Raw genomic sequence first — 18467 nt, 5'->3', positions numbered from 1 at the left:
TTAATCCTCACCTTCTTTCTTCTGTCTCCCAACGCATTTGACGCATACACACGCTTTTCCTCTGCTTTCTAAAGGAATTTGTTTAAACAGATCAGAAGTAAAAACTTTCTGCATGCACCAACACTTTTCTATTTCTCTGCCTTGCACAGAAGCACAGTTATTTTTCTCTCCGCAGATAGGACATCTGCTATCATCGCCTGAAAATGCCATAAATTCCTCTCCTTTTTTCTATGCAGTTGTATAGGTTATGTTTATTAGTATACAAGAGGTAGTTAAAATGCGCTTTCTACTTTTTGATATTTTCATTTTCAACTTCTCTTATTCTTGATACTATACATATAAAGGAAATAACATATTGAGAAAGGAGCCTTTATGACGACACATTTATTTCACCAAAAACCCCTTGCTACATGGATGCGTGAATATCCTTTATTAACACCTTTAATCAATAAGCAGGAAACACTTTGGATAAATCCTTATTTAAAACCTGCTCAAGAAGCACTTTCATCTCTTTCTTTACATACCAAAGATATAAAAGATGCAAAAGAGCGACTTTCTCGCTTTTCTTCTTTTCTTCAAATCGCTTTTCCAGAGCTAAAAGCATCAAAAGGAATCATTGAATCACCTCTTCAAGAAATTACGCACATGAAAGACTATTTAAATCAACAAATGACTAACAAGCTGCAAGGGACATTGCTGATGAAATGCGATCATGATCTTCCCATATCAGGTTCTATTAAAGCAAGAGGTGGTATTTATGAAGTATTAAAATTTGCTGAAAGTCTTGCTATCAAAGAAGGACTGCTTACCGAGGAAGACAGCTACGCTCTTCTAGCTGAAGAACGATGTAAAAAGTTATTTTCTTCTTATTCTATTGCAGTAGGATCTACCGGTAATTTAGGTTTAAGCATTGGTATTATAAGCGCCGCTCTCGGCTTTAACGTCACCGTCCATATGTCAGCCGATGCGAAGAAATGGAAAAAAGATCTGCTTCGTTCGAAAGGCGTAACCGTTATTGAATATCAGTCTGACTACGGAAAAGCCGTGGAAGAAGGACGAAAGCAAGCCGAAGCAGACCCCGCCTGTCATTTTATCGACGATGAGCAGTCTAGAGATTTATTTCTTGGTTATTCCGTTGCGGCTTTACGTTTGAAAAAGCAGCTAGCCGAGCTGCAGATTCAAGTAGACGCCGAACACCCTTTATTTGTCTATTTACCTTGCGGAGTAGGCGGAGGTCCTGGCGGTATTACGTTTGGATTAAAAGCAATATACGGTGATCACGTTCACTGCTTTTTTGCTGAACCTACCCACTCCCCTTGCATGCTGCTTGGATTAATGACCGAGCTGCATGATGGCATTTCCGTTACGGATATTGGACTTGATAACGTAACAGCTGCCGATGGACTAGCCGTAGGAAGGCCATCTAGCTTTGTAGGCGAAACGATAAAATCGCTTATTAGCGGAATTTATACTGTAGAAGATGATCAGCTTTTCCGATTTATTTATGAGCTAGCCAATCGTGAAAATATGTATATAGAACCTTCAGCAGCGGCTGGTTTACAAGGACCTCTTCACCTGATGGAAAGCGGGTCTTCATATATACAAGCGCAAGCACTAGAAAACGATATGTCAAAAGCTACTCACCTTATATGGTCAACTGGAGGCAGTATGGTGCCAGCTGAGGTGATGAATAGCTATTACGAGCAAGGAAAAAATTTAATGAATGGATAACGTCAAAAGGCATGGAGAACAATGATGTTCTTCATGCCTTTTTAGAAGAAGTAGCTTGCAGAAAGATAGGATGCCAAATTTCAAATGGAAAATATCCCGACTTATAGCTGCCGCTTGTACCCATAGTTGAAATTTTTATTTTCCTGTATCCTTTTTTCCATAAAAAGGTTCCTGCAAACACCTCAATTTGTTCCACTTTCTTTCTTCTTATAATCGTTGTTTTTCGTGTTAAAAACTGCGAGCGAATACTGACAAATACCTCGTCCATCATTAAGCCGCCTTGGCGATACCCTAACCAGTGAATAAATACGTACGCAAGGCATAGCACGGCAATAACCCACACGAACATTGATTTCCAAAAGCTGGTGCCAATCCCTGCCGCTGCAAATAACAAGAGCGGTAATAGTAATGGGTACCATGCATATTGAATCGCTGTATTTCTTGGACACTTTATATATTCATAGTGCGGGACATATACGTTCATTAATGCTGAAATCTCTTTTTGCTGGATAAACGGGTGTAAATAAACCTTTTCTTTTAAATCAGAGGTTACGACGTTTAACGAAACGGAAGACCATCCAAATAAGCGTCGAAGCAACCCTTCCTCTATCGTAACAGCCTGTATTTTATGAAAAGGAATCGTAAGGGATTTCTTATTTAACAGTCCGTATTTAATATGTAGATAATGATCGTAGCGTTCTACTGTAAAACCGCCAAATCGTATCACATATAAAACGATAGACAGCACATAAGCAAGCACCACAATTACAGCCACTAATACAAATAAACCAAGCATCGATTGATGAATCATTTCTTCGTAAGCTGTCTTCACCCAGCGGTTGATATACGTATCAATATACTGATAGAGAAAACCAAGAGCAGCAAATATATAGCCAAAATTCCCGGAAAACGCAGCAGCTAACGCCAGCTGTTTCACCGACACTTTCATCATATGTTCAGGACTTTTTTCTCTTATTTCCGGCTGACTTCCCGACAGCTTTAACGTATCTTTAAGATGGTGCGCTTCTTTTAGTGAAATACCAGATAAATCAATTTCAGCATCCTTACCGCTGCTGGCCGTGTCAATACGAAGCCGGGCTAAGCGAAGAATTCTAAAAACAAACGGCTGATCTAACTGAATCGATTGAATGCGATTTCGTTGAATAAATCGTTTTTCTTTTTTTAAAATCCCTTTATGCAGACGCACTTCCGTTTCCGTTACTTCATAACGAAATTCCCTCCAAGTAAAAAAAGCAAATAAAGCGACTACGCCTCCTGCTAATAGCGTTGCCCACCAATATGTAAACAACAGGTGCCGATTGACAATAAATACAAACACAAAAGGCAGGATATTATTTTTTATATGTTCTATAAATGCTATTGCAATATATAGCGGATGCAGCCGCTTACTCATCTTCATCATCTACCTCTGCTAGTCTAGCAATATACTCCCGCAGTGCTTCAGCATTTCTTTGTCCAAGTGCAGGAATTTCAACACTTCCAGCGGCTGTGATGATTTTAACAGATGCCAAGTCAAATTTTCGAAAAATCGGCCCTGTCAATGTTTCAACGTGCTGCACTTTCATAAGCGGGATTTTCGTATGATACCAGATGAATAGCCCTCTTTGTACATCAATTTGAGTATCTGTTACTTCATATGAATATACATTCATATATACATTTGGAGCTATAATTGTATATATGATAAAGCTCACGACTAATAGTCCAGCTGATATCCATCCAATAATTGACCACCAATCAAAAAAATGAACGAGTAGAAAATAACCCGCTGTTGCTAGAAGCCAAAGGCTATGCGTAAAAATGGATTGCCAGCGCATCGCTTTTTTAGCCTCGAGGGGCAATTTGCCCTTTAAATGTTCAAACTCCATAAAAACTCCTTTCTCTACCTTTTTCACTATTTCTATTACTATATTACGTTAAAAAAGGAAAAAAGTTTCATAGTTTGCTATTTTTTTATTACTTTTTGATGAAAAACAAACAAGGCTGCCTATTTCGAGGCAACCTTGTTTGTTATCGATAAACTCCGTCTTTCTCTCCGTGTACAACAGCCGCTCTTTCAACTGCTTCAGATACTGCTTCATGTACAGCTAGATTAAGAGGGTGAGGAACTAAATCGCCTGGACGCGTTGAATTCGCAATGGCTTCAGCTGCAGCTACAAGCATCGTATGCGTAATATCGCGCACCCCTGCATTTAACACTCCTCTGAAAATACCTGGGAAGCCAAGCACATTATTCACTGACCTTCCGTCAGTAGCGTAAATAGCTCCTGCTTCAAGAGCATCTTCAGGTTCAATTTCTGGCTTTGGATTAGAAAGTGCTAGAATAATTTGCCCTTTTCGGATCCATTCTTTTTGTATTAAGCCAGGTACACCCGTTGTCGCAATAACAATATCACAGTTCTCCATAAGCTCTTCTAATGAATCCGCTACTTTTCCACCGTAGCTGACTAAGCGTTCATTCGCTTCAGGAGACTTATCAGCTCCTATCACCTGTTTGACACCGTAAGCCATGAACATTCTGCAAGTAGCGATACCGGCAGCTCCTAAGCCAATCTGCCCTACTTTTGCTTCTTTCAAATTCACACCTGTGCTGCGACAAGCTGAGATAGCTGCTGCTAGCGTCACAACTGCTGTTCCGTGCTGATCATCATGCATAACTGGAATATCGAGCTCTTCTTTTAAACGTTCTTCAATTTCAAAGCAGTGAGGCGACCCTATATCTTCTAGTAAAATGCCGCCGAATCCCGGTGAAATATTTTTAACCGTTTGAATGATTTCTTCCGGCTCATTTACATTCAATAAAATAGGGATAGCGTTTACATTGGCAAGCTGATCAAATAACGCGGCTTTTCCTTCCATAACGGGCATTCCTGCAACTGGACCAATATTTCCTAATCCTAGTATAGCGGTGCCATCTGTTACAATTGCAACCGTGTTTCCAATGCTCGTATAAATCTTCGCTTTGTCCGGCTGTTCTTGAATAGCACGGCAAACGTTTGCTACGCCTGGTGTATACACTCTTCTTAAGTCAGCGATCGACTCAATTTTCATTTTGCTTTTCATTTGAATTTTACCGCCTTCATGCGCATGAAGGACTTCATCTGATACTGTATGTAAAATAATTCCTTCTAAACTACGAACCGCTTCAAGCAATTCCTCAAGCTGGTCTTCACTTTCTACTTGAACCGTAATGCTTCTCATGGTGTAGTTATGTCCTACTTTAACGGTTTCAACCTCGCCAATGTCTCCTCCAACATTTCCGATAGCTGTTGCTACTCTTCCTAAGTTTCCGGGTACAGTCGGTGTTTGTACCATTAACGTGCGTATTAAATTATTCATCATATCCCCATATCCCCCTTGTCCTAATCCTGCAAGTACGTACGCTTACTAAATGAAGCGTTTAAAACGGTCGAATTCCCCATAAGTTCATGTTATCTACTTATCTTACAAGTAGATCTATACATACTATCTTTTTCACCAAAGGAAAAGAAATAGATAACGCTTTCAAACAGACGTTTCGCTTTGATTATAAGCAAAGTTTTTAGAATAATCAAGCGATGACATTGTGAAAATTCATAAATTATTAAGAAGGAATTTGTTCTTCATAAACAGAAAAGACTTATATAGAGAAGAAACAAAGGAGTGAAGCAGTTGAAATCAATTTGTGTGTTTGCAGGATCAAGCGCTGGAATAAAAACAGAATATAAAGAGGCCGCCGTCTCGCTAGGACGCTATATGGCCCAAAAAAACTACCGGCTGATTTACGGAGGCTCACGAATGGGTCTGATGGGAGAAGTTGCAAATGAAATGCTTCAGCACGGAGGCGAAGTCATTGGCATTATGCCCCGCGGTTTGTTTAGCGGTGAAATTGTTCATACCGCGCTGACAGAACTTATCGAAGTAGAGAGCATGCACGAGCGAAAAGCAACTATGCACGAGTTAGCTGATGCTTATATTGCACTTCCTGGAGGTTTCGGAACATTTGAAGAGTTGTTTGAAGCTCTTTGCTGGGCTCAAATTGGTATACATAAAAAACCAGTAGGGTTATTAAATGTGAACGGCTACTACAACCCGCTTATGCAAATGGTTCAGCATGCCGTAGATGAAGGATTTTCTACGGATTCTGCTATTCGTCTAATCAACATTTCTGATACTCCCGAACAGCTCATCTCTTCAATGGACACCTACACGTCTCCTTCAGAGGACCAAAAATGGAACACTGAAAGCTAAAAAGCAAGCGCATCATTTGCGCTCGCTTTTCAGGCGTTATTAAAAGCAATTTCATATTTTTTTACACCAAAAACAAAAGGGCTATCTATTGGCTTTAAAGACTGATTCTGAACTTTGGAAAATCCCCCTTTTTCTAGTAACTTAGTAAAAGCAATTTTCCCTTCCATTCTTGCTAGTGGTGCTCCTAAGCAAAAATGGATGCCAAATCCAAAGCTCACGTGAGGATTTGTTTTACGATGCACGACAAAAGTGTCAGGCCATTCAAACTTAGCTGAATCTCTATTTGCACTCGCTGCCCAGCTAATTACCTGCTGTCCTCTTTTAATCTTACACTCTCCAAGTTCTACATCTTCAGCAGCTATGCGTCCAATCGCTTGAATAGGAGGATAATAGCGAAGCGTTTCTTCTACCAGGTTCGGAACTAGCGATATGTCTCGACGAACTTCATTCTGCACGTCTACATCTTCTGTCATATACCGAACTCCGTTCGTAATTAAGTTTGTTGTTGTCTCATTACCTGCTACTAGCAATAAAATACAAAACCCCAGCACTTCCTCTTCTGTTAAATGCTCGCCGTCGATTTCTGCTTCTAAAAGAAGCGAAATGAGATCTTCTTGTTTATTTTGCTGACGCTCCGCGATAATTTCTTTAAAATACCCTTGTAAAAAAATCACGCCTTCATTACGCTTTTGCATCATTTTCGCAAAAGCTTCGTCTGAATTATTTTCGGCACCGCTCACTAAGTCATCGGAGTACTTTTTAAACAGTGCTCGGTCTTGTATTGGTACTCCTAGCAGCTCTGCTATTACAATAATCGGCAGTGGTCCAGCAAAGTCTTCTACTATATCAAACTTTTCTTTGCTGCTTACTTCATCTAATAAATAATCTGCAATCTCTTCAATATGACCCTCCAAGTGCTGAATAGCTCTTGGCGTAAAAGCTTTGTTTACTAAATTTCGTAACTTTGTATGTTTTGGAGGATCCATCATTAAAATACTTTCTTGGCGTTCTTCCATTGCTCGTTTGGATGAAAAAAGCGACGGGTTTTTTAAAATATACTTTACTGTTTCATAATCAAATACATCCCAGCAGTTTCGGCTTTCATCGTAACGAATAGGTGCCTCTTGACGCAGGCTATTATAAATATCAAATGGGTAAAGCTGCTGTTCAACGGATTTAATTTCTTGCATAGGAATTAAATTAGCATAACGATTTTCTCTTTTCACTGCTTTTGGATTCATCTCGTCTTCCTTCTTTCGTTTAAAAGTAAAACTTGGTAAGGTTTTTAATCGACTATAGATAAAAGAATTTTTTTCCATCTTTTATCTTTTGATAAGCCTATCACAAGGTTTTTTCACTTTCAACGGACATAATCAGAAAATTTTGTCAATTATACCGAAGACTTATTTTATTTAAGGTCTAAATAAGTGATTTTTTCCCATTTTTTTAGTTCTTTTATCTTGTTTCATAATAATCATAGAGATGGTTACACTACAAGTAAGTACGTAAGAAAGTAGGGATCTCATGTGATGGATGCCCTTATGTGGGGTGGTGTCTCAGGCTCAGCTGTATTAATTGGCGCTATTATAGCTATTTTTGTACCTTTAAAAAAACAGTTGACTGCTTATATTATGGCTTTTGGCACGGGCGTTTTGTTAGGAGCTGCCGCTTACGAGCTTATTCAAGATTCGGTAAAAGAAGCGGGAATTATTCCTTCTTCTTTAGGCTTCTTAACAGGTGCAGGACTCTTTACTCTTCTTGACATGACCTTAGCTAAAAAAGGCGCTCACAAAAGAAAACGTTCGGACCACCTTGTCCCCGCTAGCTCGGGACTAGCCATTTTTATTGGTACTATTATGGATGCTATACCTGAGTCACTTATGATTGGCGCAAGTTTGATTGAACAGCACCACGTTAGCTGGCTGCTTGTTGTCTCTATTTTTATCAGCAATATACCGGAAGGAATCTCCGGGACAAGCGGACTACTAAAAAGCCAATACAGCCAAAAGAAAATTTTTTCATTATGGCTTTCAGTTTTTTTTATATCAGCTCTTTGCTCTTGGATTGGATACTTATTTCTTCAAGACGCTACCTCAAAGATGATGGGTTTTATTGCCTCATTCGCCGGGGGTGGAATTGTGGCAATGGTTGCTTCTACGATGTTGCCGGAAGCTTTTGAAGAAGGTGGTCCTGTTATTGGTTTTATTGCCTCATTAGGGTTATTAACTTCTATTATTTTGGATTATCTGTCTTTTTAATGAATAAACTTATATTTTGTATGAAACAAAATATATAGGTCTTTCGTCTTTACAAGTAGATATAAACAAAAGGAGTTACCATTATGAAAAAAATATATACTTCTCTTACACTTTGTACAGTGTTCACTTGGCTATCAGGGTGTGCCTATGCACCTCATAATAATCTGTCTGCCGAAAGAGTCTCTGCTTCTTCTATTCAATATACTTCTTCTTCAAAACATGAGGCTTCAGTAGAGGAAATTACAAATAAACTTCCAGGACACGTTTATTTAAAAGGTATAGCCTTTCAAGATACGCAAAAACCTTATTACTTAGCAATTAATTACGCTGCAATAACTAATCAGCATACGTTTGAAAAAAGCTGGACGTCTGTTAAGACCAAACGCATACTTTTACATAACGCAACCATTTTACTTTCTGCCGTACAAAATGCTGACAGCGTTCACTTTACTATTAATACGACTGTTCCTCAGACAATCACTATTACTCGAAAAGAGTTAACAGACTTCTACGGAATAGATCTTCGAAATTATAATGACGTGAAACAAGTATGGAAAGAAAAATTCGAAGGACAGCAAGAAAAAATCGAGGAATTTTATGATGCACATCCAATTACGGAAATGCAGTAAAAGCGGCTCATGGCCGCTTTTTAAAGTTGTTTTTTCATAAACACCTGCTCAAGTTTGATTCCTTCATCTGTATATAAATCTTGAAAACCAAATGATTTTAACTTTTTCACGAGTAAGCTATTTCTTTTTTCAGGTACATTATATGTATTATAAGCAATTGGTCCATACATATTAAAAATGGTTGCTAATAAAAAGTCCAGAACGTCCTCTGAATTTGAGATATGTTCCTTAACGCTTCCTAGATAAAAAGTAACGGAATTCACGATGCCTATGGAAGAAAAATTCTTTTGAAATAATAGATAGCCAACTTCTTCGTTTTTTTCATCCAACGCAATAAACGCTTCTCCATCATGAATACAATCAAATTGATTTTTCCACGGAACGTCGTATGTATAAAAGGGTAGGTTTTGAATATCTTTTGCAAGCCTTCGCTTGAACGAATACGTAAGCTGATTCTTCTTTTTAAGTAGAGAAGCGTGAAAACTACCTCTATGCTTTAGAAATAAAAGCGTATCTACAATTTCATATCCATATTTCTGATAAAGGTGAATGGCTTTTTCATTCACTTTAAATGCTTCCAGACTGGCTTCCACTACTCCTTGCTGCTGATATCTCTCAAGTGTAGCTTTTAGTAAGGCTTCTCCAATTCCTATTTTTCGGTAAGGTAGGGCTACACTTGTGCCTCCATTCCAAGCATGTTTTTTTCCCTTGACCTTTTTTATTCCATTTAACATAATTCCGGCTGGTGTATTATTATAAAAAGCCATAAAAGAATGGTCGACAGATAGCTGATCGAAACCAAATCTACAAGTGAATTGATCTAGCGACAGCTCAATCGGAATGTAATAATCTTCAAAACCCTTATTGAATGCTTCTAGCGCATCAGAAAAAGAACACTGGCTTAAAGGCTTAATTATAATCACAGGACATTCCTTCCTTTTTTAAAAAGATAATAAGCTAGAAAATCATTATAAGAAAACATCATCAATAACCTTCTGAATTTTTGTGGTTTTTAAAAGAAAAGAAAGAGACATACCGTTTGAACACCCTGTCTCTTCCTTTCTTTTAACACTCTATTCTATTGTCTTTTAACCTCTACATCCGACGCTTTCACAAACGCATAGCGGTGATTAAAATAAATTTGATAATATTCGTCTTTTCCAACAATCATTTTGTGATCGTTTGGGTTTGTTGTAAAAGTTGGGGCATAGTAATAGTCACTCCTTACTTTCTCTACCCCCACGTACACCTGGTCTGGAGAAATTTTATACTGAAGTGGCACCATAGCTTTAACTGGTATATCAGAAGGATAGGCTGAAGCCTCCGGGAAAGCTCCTCCGTACACTTGAATGCTTTCTTTCCCTGGTTTTGGCGTTAATAATATGCCTGTACCTTTACTTGTATTTTTATTATGAGGATTATAAAACCACGCTTTTTGTCCTCCGTACCAAATCGCTGTCCATTCTCCTTTTGTCTCAGCTACTGCATACGTTTGTCCAGTTACTGCTTTGCTTCCCCAGTCTAACGTTTGTTTCGTTCCAGGCCCTGAAGCTGCAGGCTCATTCAGCAGCGGTGAATCATTGCTGGGAGCTTGATGCAAATACACAAAGTTGGCCGGCTGCTTTGGTGCATCTGATACTTCTGGCTGATTGTTTTGAAAGACTGGATTAATCGTAACGGCTAGTTTGTTTGTATGCTGGCGCTCGACTGGGCTTCCTACTAAATCCATGTAGTGCCCCCAATCCCAAAACGGCCCGGGATCTGAATGCATACCTGATTGAGCCTTAGGAGACAAACCCGGCACCTCATCATGACCAATAATATGAGCTCGGTCTAAGGGAATATTATATTCTTTGGCAAGGTGGCGTACGAGTCTTGCCGAAGAACGGTACATTTCTTCCGTAAACCAAGTAGATCCTTCAAGGGCGAATCCTTCATGTTCAATTCCAATACTGTGTGTATTAAAATACCAGTTTCCTGCATGCCATGCTACGTCTTTGTTATGGATCATCTGTGCGATATGGCCATCACTTGAACGGATTACATAGTTTGCAGCGGCTCTATTAGGGTTAGCAAACAAATCAATCGTTCCATCATAACTTACTTCTGTATCATGAATAACAATATAGCGAACATCTGATTTTTGGCGGTTTGCAATATCATAGTTTCCGTAATCTGAAGGACTTTCGCTGAATTTCCCGTAAAAAGCAGGGATGTATTCACATTTTAAAGATGCCGGACAATCCGCTTTATTCGTATTGGAATTTTCAGCACGAGGAATCGACTTATCTATATTTTGAGGGGAAATTTTAAGATGCTGTCCGTCTGACGTTGTATGCTCTGCTCCTTTTTCCAACGTTTCATATACATCATCGGCAAATACTTGAGCGTTTTTTTTATCCTGAGAAGCACCGTAAGCGGCGACTGCATCGTACCATTTTTGATCAGTGGACGGTATGTTTCCATTTTTGTCTTTTGCGATAAAAGCCAGCACAGCAGCGCCACCGCGAATATTTTGCACAGGATCTTTTTTTAATCTTTCTTTATCTGAGTTAAGCAGCTTAGCAGCTAAGGAGAGAGTTTGCTGTTTATCATATGCTGGTTTTGAAGGCACAGCTCCGTTTCCTTTTCCATCTTCTAAAGAAGGGATGTCTGTTAAATGCATAAGACCGTATCCCCCGGCTGCACTAGGTTTTCCATTATGACTTTCCCAGCGCGACTTGTTGTAGGAAATTGCTTTTAAAAGCGAAGCCGGCACACCAAATTCTTTAGATGCTTGTGCAAATGCTCGCTCTAAAGAATCTGACTGATTCTCTGCCGCCAAAGCGACTACAGGCTTTTGCAGCGAATGAAGGGGCATATAAGCTGTACATATGACACCAGCCGTAAGCATGGCTACCCCTATCTTATTTAGTTTTAATCTTTTTTTTAGTTTCAAACGTATTCCTCCCCCGTAAAGTATGTAAATGAGGTCAATAAAGACATAATATGACTTTACCTCGTTCTCAACCATTTCGTCTTCTTTCTTTCTATTCCCTTGAGACAATAGTCTAGAAGATTCGACAGAGTTACTAGGAGGAAAGATGTGGTATGAGGAAAAAATCATAAAAATCACCCCTCTTCTTTAAAGCTGCGCTCTCAAAAATGGTTGAGTACAGCAGCGGTCCATTCATCCCTTTTGCTGCCTTTTTAATAAAGCAGCAATATTGTAGATAATGACATTCCTTCTATAATTCAACTATTACTAAACCAAATTTCTTAATTTACCAGTTTTTTAACAGACTGTACGTTCGACATTTTAGTAACTTTTCACCATAGTTAACCATGGAAAAGGTTGCTATTATTAAAGACAAGAGAATGTTTACATATGATTGAACGCAGCAAGAACTGCTCTTGAAAGGAGATACCTTATGAGAGGACACAGCATTCCAGCAATTAAGTTGAATGAAGAAGAAAAAGAAAAATTAGAGGAACTTATTGAACACTATAATTTAAAACGAACGTCTCTCATTCGAAAATTTATTATGGATGGAAAAGTTAAGCCTCCTTTAATCGGCAAAGAAGCAGGTGTGGAACTATTGGTTAACCTGCGAAAGATTGAGTCTGAACTAAGCCGGCTAAGCAATAATATGCATCAAATTGCAAAGTACTTACATAAACCAAAAGATAAGCAAAACCATTCACAGAATCTTGAAGAAATCCTACTAGAAATGATGAAAAAACAAAAACATGTACAAGAAGATGTAGAGACTATTTCAGAGCAGCTTAGCGATCATTTATACGTTAAATAGAGAAAAAACGCTCTTTTCATTTCAGAAAAGAGCGTTTTTTATAAAGAAGTAGGGATTTAAATGCTTTTTTTCATGCCGCACTTTGCGCATGTACGGATAAAAATAAAGTCTTTTACTAAGCTTTTAAATTTCACATGTCCACAGTTATCGCATCTGCCTGCAACTTTATCCGGAAACTCCTCATATACATATACTTTTGTTAAATCAATCGCTTCTTGTTGCTCTTCCATTTTCATCACACCTTTATGCATCTTTACGATTCAGCTCTTTATATTCTATCAAAAATAAGTAAAATTACTAGGGTGAAAGCTTCAAAAAACAAGCAGGTTTTTTCACTATTTTTTTATCCGTTCAGCTTTGTACCACCAATTTTCTCTATCTAAAAATGCTTTTACATTCAGTATTTTTTTATCGCGAAGGGTAATGATGGCTGCCGCGGCTCCTTCTTTGGAAAAGGTTACGGCTGTTTCTAATTTCTCTTTTGTCACAAACACTTTTAATGTTTCCATATTCTCTTTTGTTAATTCCGCAGTTGTAATGGTTTCTCCTTCAATGATTGTATCTTTTTTTTCAATAAAATGTTGTCCATCCATCACCCAGGCTGCACGCGTTTCACCATAAACTTGAAAGAAGGTATTCTTTTTTAAATAACCTGTTCTCTCTGACATATTTGCATCCTTATACGTCTCCGTATCCTCGGTTGTTTTTATCCATAAAGGTTTATATAAAAAAGCCGGCTTTGGAAAACCTTCCTCGTCAGAATCTCCCACAGGATTTGTAGATTTAGGCTCCAAGTTTAAAAACTGCGCAATCCCTTTTGCATATGCCACCCCCATATCTTTTAGAAATTGAGGATTTTTTAAAAGCTTTGCATCGTGTTCTGTATCAATAAACCCAATTTCAGTTAGTACAGACGGCATATATGAATGCCTTAACACACTATGATTAGCTAATTTCCTGCCTCGGTTAGAGTGATTGTATTTAGTGAGAACAAATTTCACATGATCGTGAATATCGTTTCGTAACACAATGGTTTGGTTATTTATATTTTTGCTATAAATAAAATCTTCATATCCCGTTTCGCCGCCCAAATTTATATGAATAGATAAGTATACATCAGCACCCCACGCATTGGCTTTGTTAACCCGTTCATTTAATGACAAAAACACATCGGTTGTACGGGTTGTACAAAGAGAAAATCCTTCATAGTGAGTAGAAAGAAAAGAGATGATGTACTGTTGAACAGCTAACACTAAGTCTTTTTCATATAACCCGCTGGCGACAGCCCCTAGATCTGCCCCTCCGTGACCTGCATCTAAATAAATTTTTTTCATATAACCTGTCTCCTCCTTATCCGTAGCATATGCATGAATAAGCGAAGACGTTTGTTATATAAAACTACTTTTATGTATAAAGCTTTTTGCTATGGCTCATTTAGAAGTCTTTACAACTGATTTACCATAGCTGGTAACATCAAAATATGTATTTGATCCATCGTCTTCATTGATCACAACATCTAAGTCATGAAAATAACGATGAAGCTCTTTTAACAGTGCTTGATCTTCCGTCTGCTCTAGCTGTCCAGCGAGCTTCTCCATATGCTGAAAGTCTTTCTTTAAAACAGAATCTTTTACTTCAATCGTGCCAATCGTATTGTTAATGGCTGTGGCTTCTTCTTGTACGGCAGGCCAGTCTGGATGCTCAATGGCACTCCACCCCGTCAAATCATTTAGTACGTCATGATGTTCAGCAATAAAGTCTTTTGCCTGCTGATCGCTGCTTTCCAGCTTATCAACTTTTTGTTGATCCACTTTAATGGCACTTGCCTTTATACTTTGCTGTGATAAAAAAGGAATTTTTCCGTTTTGGTACAATATCCACCCTATCGCTCCTCCCCCGACTAAAAAAACGGATAAAGATATCGAAATGATCATACGCTTCTTCTTACTTTTATGTCTTTTTTCCATTTGACTCCTTTCCGGGTATTCAAAACCCTTTAGGTCTTATGAACTGAAACGAATAACCTACAAAAAGAATTTTACCATATTTTCAATATTAAAAATATTAAAAAAGAGACTCCTTCGAGTCTCTTTGAATCCGCTTCAGTTAACTTTTACCTGTGTGTAGCGATTTTTAGGAATATTCAACTGCAAGTTACTTCTTAACGTACTCCCTTCGTATTTTGTACGATACAGGCCTCTTTCTTGCAGTATCGGTACAACATATTCAACAAAGTCATCTAAACCATGCGGAACGCTGGAATGAATAATAAAGCCGTCAGCTCCTTTTTCTTCGAACCACTGTTCCATCAAATTAGCGATATGCTCTGGCGTCCCAATAAATTGTGTTTTAGGTGTAGCAATTCGCAGCGCTGCTTCTCGCAGTGTCCACTTATATTTTTTGGCGTTTTCTTTAATTTTTTCGGTTGTACTGCGGAAACTATTACTTCCTATATCTCCTAAGTCAGGAAATGCATCATCTAATGGAAACTGTGAAAAATCAAAATGATCGAAAAAGCGTCCTAAGTAGTTTAGCGCATGTTCAATTGTCACCAATTGAGAAAGTTCTTCATATTTTCTTTCGGCTTCTTCGTTTGTACTACCAATTATAGGACCAATTCCCGGAAAAATTAAAAGTTCGTTTTCATTGCGTCCTTGCGCTGCAGCTCTCAATTTTACATCTTGGTAAAAAGCTTTTGCTTCTTCTAAATTGTCTTGTCCCGTAAACACTGCGTCAGCCGTTTTTGCTGCTAAATCTTTTCCGCTTTCAGAAGATCCTGCTTGAAACACTACGGGCTGCCCCTGAGCTGAGCGCCCAATGTTTAACGGACCTTCTACAGAGAAAAATTCGCCTTTATGATGCAATCGGTGCAGCTTTTTCTCCTCAAAAAATTGTCCGGTTTCTTTATTTCGAATAAATGCATCATCTTCCCAAGAATCCCATAATCCCTTTGTTACTTCTAGAAACTCTTCAGCTATTCTATAGCGTTTGTCATGAGTCGGGTGCTCTTTTCCATAGTTAAGCGCAGATCCTTCTAATGGAGATGTTACAACATTCCATCCCGCTCGGCCGCTGCTAATATGATCAAGTGAAGCGAATTGTCTAGCCACCGTAAACGGCTCGCTATACGAAGTCGATAGAGTGCCGACTAAACCAATATGAGAAGTGACAGAAGCAAGTGCTGATAGAATAGTAAGAGGTTCAAAACGATTCAAAAAATGCGGAAGCGATTTTTCATTGATATATAACCCATCGGCAATGAACACTAAATCAAATTTTCCTTCTTCCGCTTTTTGAGCCTGCTGCTTGTAAAAACCTAAATTAACGCTGGCATCTGACAAAATTTCAGGGTGTCTCCACGCCCCCATATTTCCTCCGACTCCATGAATAATAGCCCCTAGCTTTAATTGTCTTTGATGTGTCATATTACCATTCTCCTTTTTCATACCCATTCATAAATTCTCGTAATTGATTGGTTAAACCACCTGCTCCAAAGCGAAGGACTCTTTCTTTTTCTGTCTTTCTTCCATTTCCTTCTTGTGCAAATTGTAAAAAAGCGATCACGTGAACTCTTCTAGGATGAATATTTTCAATTCCTTCGTCATAAAACCATTGATCAATTGTATTGTAAATCCCTTTATTGACTCTGAATTGACTGTGGCACCAATTAAAAAACTGGAGATCAGGCAGATTTAAATATCTCGCTTGCCCTAGCTTGGAAGCTGTAGCTTCACTAGATACATAGCCCATATGTTGAAATCTTTGCTTTGCTTGTAGCGTATCAGCTTTAATTTGATGCTTTAAAAACTCAATAGAAGGGAATTTTTTCTCTCCTCGCACCCGAAAGATCACGTCGCATTGAACTGTCTCTCCATAAATAACGTCGTTAAAATCCAGAATATGAACCTCAAATGTTTTAGATAATTTCGATCCAAATGTCGGCTTAACCCCTACATTCATAACTCCTAAATGTTCAAGTCCCCGCAGATGAACGAGGACACCATACACGCCATTTTTTAATTCCTCATGCTGAGTATCTATATTAGCTGTTGGAAACCCTAAGTGTCTTCCTTGCTGCCTTCCAGGTACAACCTGCCCTTTTATAATAAGTTTTTTGCTTGTTTTAGCTTTTAATGCTCCTCTATTCACTACGTTCACCCTTCTTCCCTTAAGTCTAGTAAAAAATAAAAGGTTCTTTGCACAATGTCACACATTGTGCAAAGAACCTCTAGTGATCTAGTCGGTTTGTTTAATTTGATGATTCCATCATATACTTATTATTCCTATGAGTCAAGTTGGTTTTTAATTAAAATATTAGATTGTTTTTTCATAAATATAAGAGTAAGGAGAATGCGTTGGGTTAATACGCTTGAAAAATTGCTTTGTTCGATCTTCTTTTGGGTTTAAAAATATGTCTTCAGGATGACCTTGTTCAACAATCTTTCCTCCGTCCATAAATACCACGTGATTAGAAACTTCACGGGCAAAACTCATTTCGTGCGTAACAATGATCATTGTAATTCCTTCTTCAGCAATTTTACGAATAACAGACAGTACTTCACCCACCAGTTCAGGGTCCAAAGCAGACGTCGGCTCATCAAATAAAATGACTTCAGGATTTAAAGCAAGCGCTCTAGCAATGCCCACTCGCTGCTGTTGACCTCCTGATAACTGACTTGGATAAGCATTTGCTTTTTCAGCAAGCCCAACTTTTTCAAGGACGTCTAAACTGCGTTGTTTCGCTTCTTCCTTTGGCAGCTTTTGAACAATAACTAGCCCCTCCATAATATTTTCAATAACGGTTTTGTGTTTGAACAAATTGTATTGCTGAAAAACCATCGTTGTTTTTTGTCGAAGAGTTAAAATGTCTTTGCGGTTTGGCTTTTGGCACTGAACCGTAAATTGATTAATCGAAACTTCTCCTTCATCTGCTTTTTCTAAGAAATTAATGCAGCGTAAAAACGTAGTCTTTCCAGAACCACTCGGTCCTAAAATGGTCACAACGTCGCCTTTTTTAACAATTAAATCAATACCGTCCAATACTGTATTATCACCAAATGTTTTTTTTATATTTGTTAGTGCAATCATACAACCCCTCCTCGATTATAAACAGTTAATTTTCGTTCAAGCAGCGCTGTTATCCCTTCTATTAACATCGTCAGCATCCAATAAATAAGAGCAGCAGCAATATAGGCTTCTAAAAACTTGAGATTATTCGAAGCTACGATATTAGCAGCACCGTTTAGCTCTTTTTGCGATACGATGAATGCGATAGAAGACGTATGCAAAAAGCCGATGAAAATATTACATAAATTCGGTAAAGACAAAGCAAACGCCTGTGGAAAAACAATTCGTTTCATTGATTGAAAACGATTCATCCCAATGGCATACGCAGCCTCAATTTGTCCTTTTTCTACAGCTAACAAACCGGAGCGAATAATCTCTGACATATAAGCTCCCGCTGTAAAAGACAAAGCGATTAATACAAATACGACAATAGGAATGCTGTTTGCATTGAAGCCCCATCCATAGTAACTCGATAGTTTATTAATAAATAGCGGGAACCCTAGGTAAATAACCATAATATGAAGAATAGCAGGCGTTCCTCGGAAAAATGATACGTATACGTTGGCAATTGGCGTTATTATTTTCACTGAATTGATTCTCACAGCCGCAACAGCAATACCAATAAGCAACCCGCCTAGTAACGGACCGATGGTAATAAGGAGCGTTAAAGGTAATGCCTTTAAAATTTCTACAAACGCTGTCCATATAAACGGTACATCAATAATCATGTTTACACCTCT

At 38.4% G+C, this 18467-nt stretch carries 19 protein-coding genes; 5 read left to right on the top strand and 14 right to left on the bottom strand.

Features of this window, described 5'->3' with window-relative positions:
* Entirely contained in the window at window positions 1-210 is a 210-nt protein-coding gene (locus BG04_RS21685; protein WP_026106566.1) for a cysteine-rich CWC family protein, read from the bottom strand.
* Window positions 211-372: 162 nt separating this feature from the next.
* On the opposite strand from BG04_RS21685, the gene BG04_RS21680 reads away from it, so the two are divergent.
* Window positions 373-1731, top strand: a complete 1359-nt coding sequence (locus BG04_RS21680; protein WP_051975611.1) for a D-serine ammonia-lyase — start codon at window positions 373-375, stop codon at window positions 1729-1731.
* Between the two features lie 31 nt (window positions 1732-1762).
* On the opposite strand, the gene BG04_RS21675 is transcribed toward BG04_RS21680, so the two are convergent.
* The 3 genes from BG04_RS21675 to BG04_RS21665 form a co-directional block, all read right to left on the bottom strand.
* Entirely contained in the window at window positions 1763-3145 is a 1383-nt protein-coding gene (locus tag BG04_RS21675) for a PH domain-containing protein (protein WP_230586567.1), read from the bottom strand.
* On the bottom strand, window positions 3138-3620 hold the full coding sequence (locus tag BG04_RS21670; protein WP_034652623.1) for a PH domain-containing protein: 483 nt from the start codon (window positions 3618-3620) through the stop codon (window positions 3138-3140). Before BG04_RS21670 ends, BG04_RS21675 begins: the two co-directional genes overlap by 8 nt.
* 142 nt (window positions 3621-3762) lie before the next feature.
* Window positions 3763-5094, bottom strand: coding sequence for an NAD-dependent malic enzyme (locus tag BG04_RS21665; protein ID WP_013082918.1), 1332 nt, complete (start codon window positions 5092-5094; stop codon window positions 3763-3765).
* A 309-nt stretch (window positions 5095-5403) separates the two neighbouring features.
* Between BG04_RS21665 and BG04_RS21660 the strand changes: the two genes are divergently transcribed.
* Window positions 5404-5982, top strand: coding sequence for an LOG family protein (locus BG04_RS21660; RefSeq protein WP_025752097.1), 579 nt, complete (start codon window positions 5404-5406; stop codon window positions 5980-5982).
* A gap of 29 nt (window positions 5983-6011) precedes the next feature.
* Here BG04_RS21660 and BG04_RS21655 read toward each other — a convergent pair whose 3' ends face one another.
* Window positions 6012-7223 (bottom strand): cytochrome P450, encoded by a 1212-nt coding sequence (locus BG04_RS21655; protein WP_013082916.1) that lies wholly within the window; start codon window positions 7221-7223, stop codon window positions 6012-6014.
* A 285-nt stretch (window positions 7224-7508) separates the two neighbouring features.
* Between BG04_RS21655 and BG04_RS21650 the strand changes: the two genes are divergently transcribed.
* Together BG04_RS21650 and BG04_RS21645 are read left to right on the top strand one after the other, a co-directional pair.
* Complete coding sequence (locus tag BG04_RS21650) at window positions 7509-8240, top strand: ZIP family metal transporter (RefSeq protein ID WP_095379573.1); 732 nt, start codon at window positions 7509-7511, stop codon at window positions 8238-8240.
* 83 nt (window positions 8241-8323) lie between these two features.
* Entirely contained in the window at window positions 8324-8869 is a 546-nt protein-coding gene (locus BG04_RS21645) for a DUF4825 domain-containing protein (protein ID WP_016763889.1), read from the top strand.
* A gap of 20 nt (window positions 8870-8889) precedes the next feature.
* Here the strand turns inward: BG04_RS21645 and BG04_RS21640 are convergent, their stop codons facing one another.
* Both BG04_RS21640 and BG04_RS21635 read right to left on the bottom strand, forming a co-directional pair.
* Window positions 8890-9792: a GNAT family N-acetyltransferase gene (locus BG04_RS21640; protein ID WP_034652632.1), complete on the bottom strand. Its 903-nt coding sequence runs from the start codon at window positions 9790-9792 to the stop codon at window positions 8890-8892.
* Window positions 9793-9947: 155 nt separating this feature from the next.
* A complete protein-coding gene (locus tag BG04_RS21635) occupies window positions 9948-11807 on the bottom strand; it encodes an N-acetylmuramoyl-L-alanine amidase (RefSeq protein ID WP_034652634.1) in 1860 nt (619 codons plus the stop codon).
* Window positions 11808-12279: 472 nt separating this feature from the next.
* Between BG04_RS21635 and BG04_RS21630 the strand changes: the two genes are divergently transcribed.
* Window positions 12280-12660 carry a plasmid mobilization protein gene (locus BG04_RS21630; RefSeq protein ID WP_013056777.1) on the top strand — a complete coding sequence of 127 codons (381 nt, stop codon included), beginning with the start codon at window positions 12280-12282 and terminating at the stop codon, window positions 12658-12660.
* Between the two features lie 56 nt (window positions 12661-12716).
* Here the strand turns inward: BG04_RS21630 and BG04_RS21625 are convergent, their stop codons facing one another.
* From BG04_RS21625 to BG04_RS21595, 7 genes are all read right to left on the bottom strand, one after another.
* Window positions 12717-12911 carry a DUF8096 family protein gene (locus BG04_RS21625; protein WP_034652637.1) on the bottom strand — a complete coding sequence of 65 codons (195 nt, stop codon included), beginning with the start codon at window positions 12909-12911 and terminating at the stop codon, window positions 12717-12719.
* A gap of 84 nt (window positions 12912-12995) precedes the next feature.
* On the bottom strand, window positions 12996-13994 hold the full coding sequence (locus BG04_RS21620; RefSeq protein ID WP_034652639.1) for an N-acetylmuramoyl-L-alanine amidase family protein: 999 nt from the start codon (window positions 13992-13994) through the stop codon (window positions 12996-12998).
* 96 nt (window positions 13995-14090) lie between these two features.
* Window positions 14091-14627 (bottom strand): hypothetical protein, encoded by a 537-nt coding sequence (locus BG04_RS21615; protein ID WP_034652641.1) that lies wholly within the window; start codon window positions 14625-14627, stop codon window positions 14091-14093.
* 135 nt (window positions 14628-14762) lie between these two features.
* Window positions 14763-16085, bottom strand: coding sequence for an LLM class flavin-dependent oxidoreductase (locus tag BG04_RS21610; RefSeq protein ID WP_034652643.1), 1323 nt, complete (start codon window positions 16083-16085; stop codon window positions 14763-14765).
* A 1-nt stretch (window position 16086) separates the two neighbouring features.
* Window positions 16087-16809 (bottom strand): riboflavin kinase, encoded by a 723-nt coding sequence (locus tag BG04_RS21605; RefSeq protein ID WP_034652645.1) that lies wholly within the window; start codon window positions 16807-16809, stop codon window positions 16087-16089.
* 165 nt (window positions 16810-16974) lie between these two features.
* A complete protein-coding gene (locus tag BG04_RS21600; RefSeq protein WP_016763883.1) occupies window positions 16975-17748 on the bottom strand; it encodes an amino acid ABC transporter ATP-binding protein in 774 nt (257 codons plus the stop codon).
* Window positions 17745-18455 (bottom strand): amino acid ABC transporter permease, encoded by a 711-nt coding sequence (locus BG04_RS21595; protein WP_013056770.1) that lies wholly within the window; start codon window positions 18453-18455, stop codon window positions 17745-17747. The genes BG04_RS21600 and BG04_RS21595 overlap by 4 nt, the downstream gene beginning before the upstream one ends.
* Between the last annotated feature and the right edge of the window lie 12 nt (window positions 18456-18467).

The organism is Priestia megaterium NBRC 15308 = ATCC 14581, assembly GCF_000832985.1.
Classification (GTDB): domain Bacteria; phylum Bacillota; class Bacilli; order Bacillales; family Bacillaceae_H; genus Priestia; species Priestia megaterium.
This window is presented reverse-complemented; position numbering and strand designations above follow the sequence as displayed.

What these genes read in the sequence shown, in the direction of transcription:
- BG04_RS21685 (WP_026106566.1), bottom strand. Translation starts at nt 210, where the DNA reads ATGGCATTTTCAGGCGATGATAGCAGATGTCCTATCTGCGGAGAGAAA.
- BG04_RS21680 (WP_051975611.1), top strand. Translation starts at nt 373, where the DNA reads ATGACGACACATTTATTTCACCAAAAACCCCTTGCTACATGGATGCGT.
- BG04_RS21675 (WP_230586567.1), bottom strand. Translation starts at nt 3,145, where the DNA reads ATGAGTAAGCGGCTGCATCCGCTATATATTGCAATAGCATTTATAGAA.
- BG04_RS21670 (WP_034652623.1), bottom strand. Translation starts at nt 3,620, where the DNA reads ATGGAGTTTGAACATTTAAAGGGCAAATTGCCCCTCGAGGCTAAAAAA.
- BG04_RS21665 (WP_013082918.1), bottom strand. Translation starts at nt 5,094, where the DNA reads ATGATGAATAATTTAATACGCACGTTAATGGTACAAACACCGACTGTA.
- BG04_RS21655 (WP_013082916.1), bottom strand. Translation starts at nt 7,223, where the DNA reads ATGAATCCAAAAGCAGTGAAAAGAGAAAATCGTTATGCTAATTTAATT.
- BG04_RS21645 (WP_016763889.1), top strand. Translation starts at nt 8,324, where the DNA reads ATGAAAAAAATATATACTTCTCTTACACTTTGTACAGTGTTCACTTGG.
- BG04_RS21630 (WP_013056777.1), top strand. Translation starts at nt 12,280, where the DNA reads ATGAGAGGACACAGCATTCCAGCAATTAAGTTGAATGAAGAAGAAAAA.
- BG04_RS21625 (WP_034652637.1), bottom strand. Translation starts at nt 12,911, where the DNA reads ATGCATAAAGGTGTGATGAAAATGGAAGAGCAACAAGAAGCGATTGAT.
- BG04_RS21620 (WP_034652639.1), bottom strand. Translation starts at nt 13,994, where the DNA reads ATGAAAAAAATTTATTTAGATGCAGGTCACGGAGGGGCAGATCTAGGG.
- BG04_RS21615 (WP_034652641.1), bottom strand. Translation starts at nt 14,627, where the DNA reads ATGGAAAAAAGACATAAAAGTAAGAAGAAGCGTATGATCATTTCGATA.
- BG04_RS21610 (WP_034652643.1), bottom strand. Translation starts at nt 16,085, where the DNA reads ATGACACATCAAAGACAATTAAAGCTAGGGGCTATTATTCATGGAGTC.
- BG04_RS21600 (WP_016763883.1), bottom strand. Translation starts at nt 17,748, where the DNA reads ATGATTGCACTAACAAATATAAAAAAAACATTTGGTGATAATACAGTA.
- BG04_RS21595 (WP_013056770.1), bottom strand. Translation starts at nt 18,455, where the DNA reads ATGATTATTGATGTACCGTTTATATGGACAGCGTTTGTAGAAATTTTA.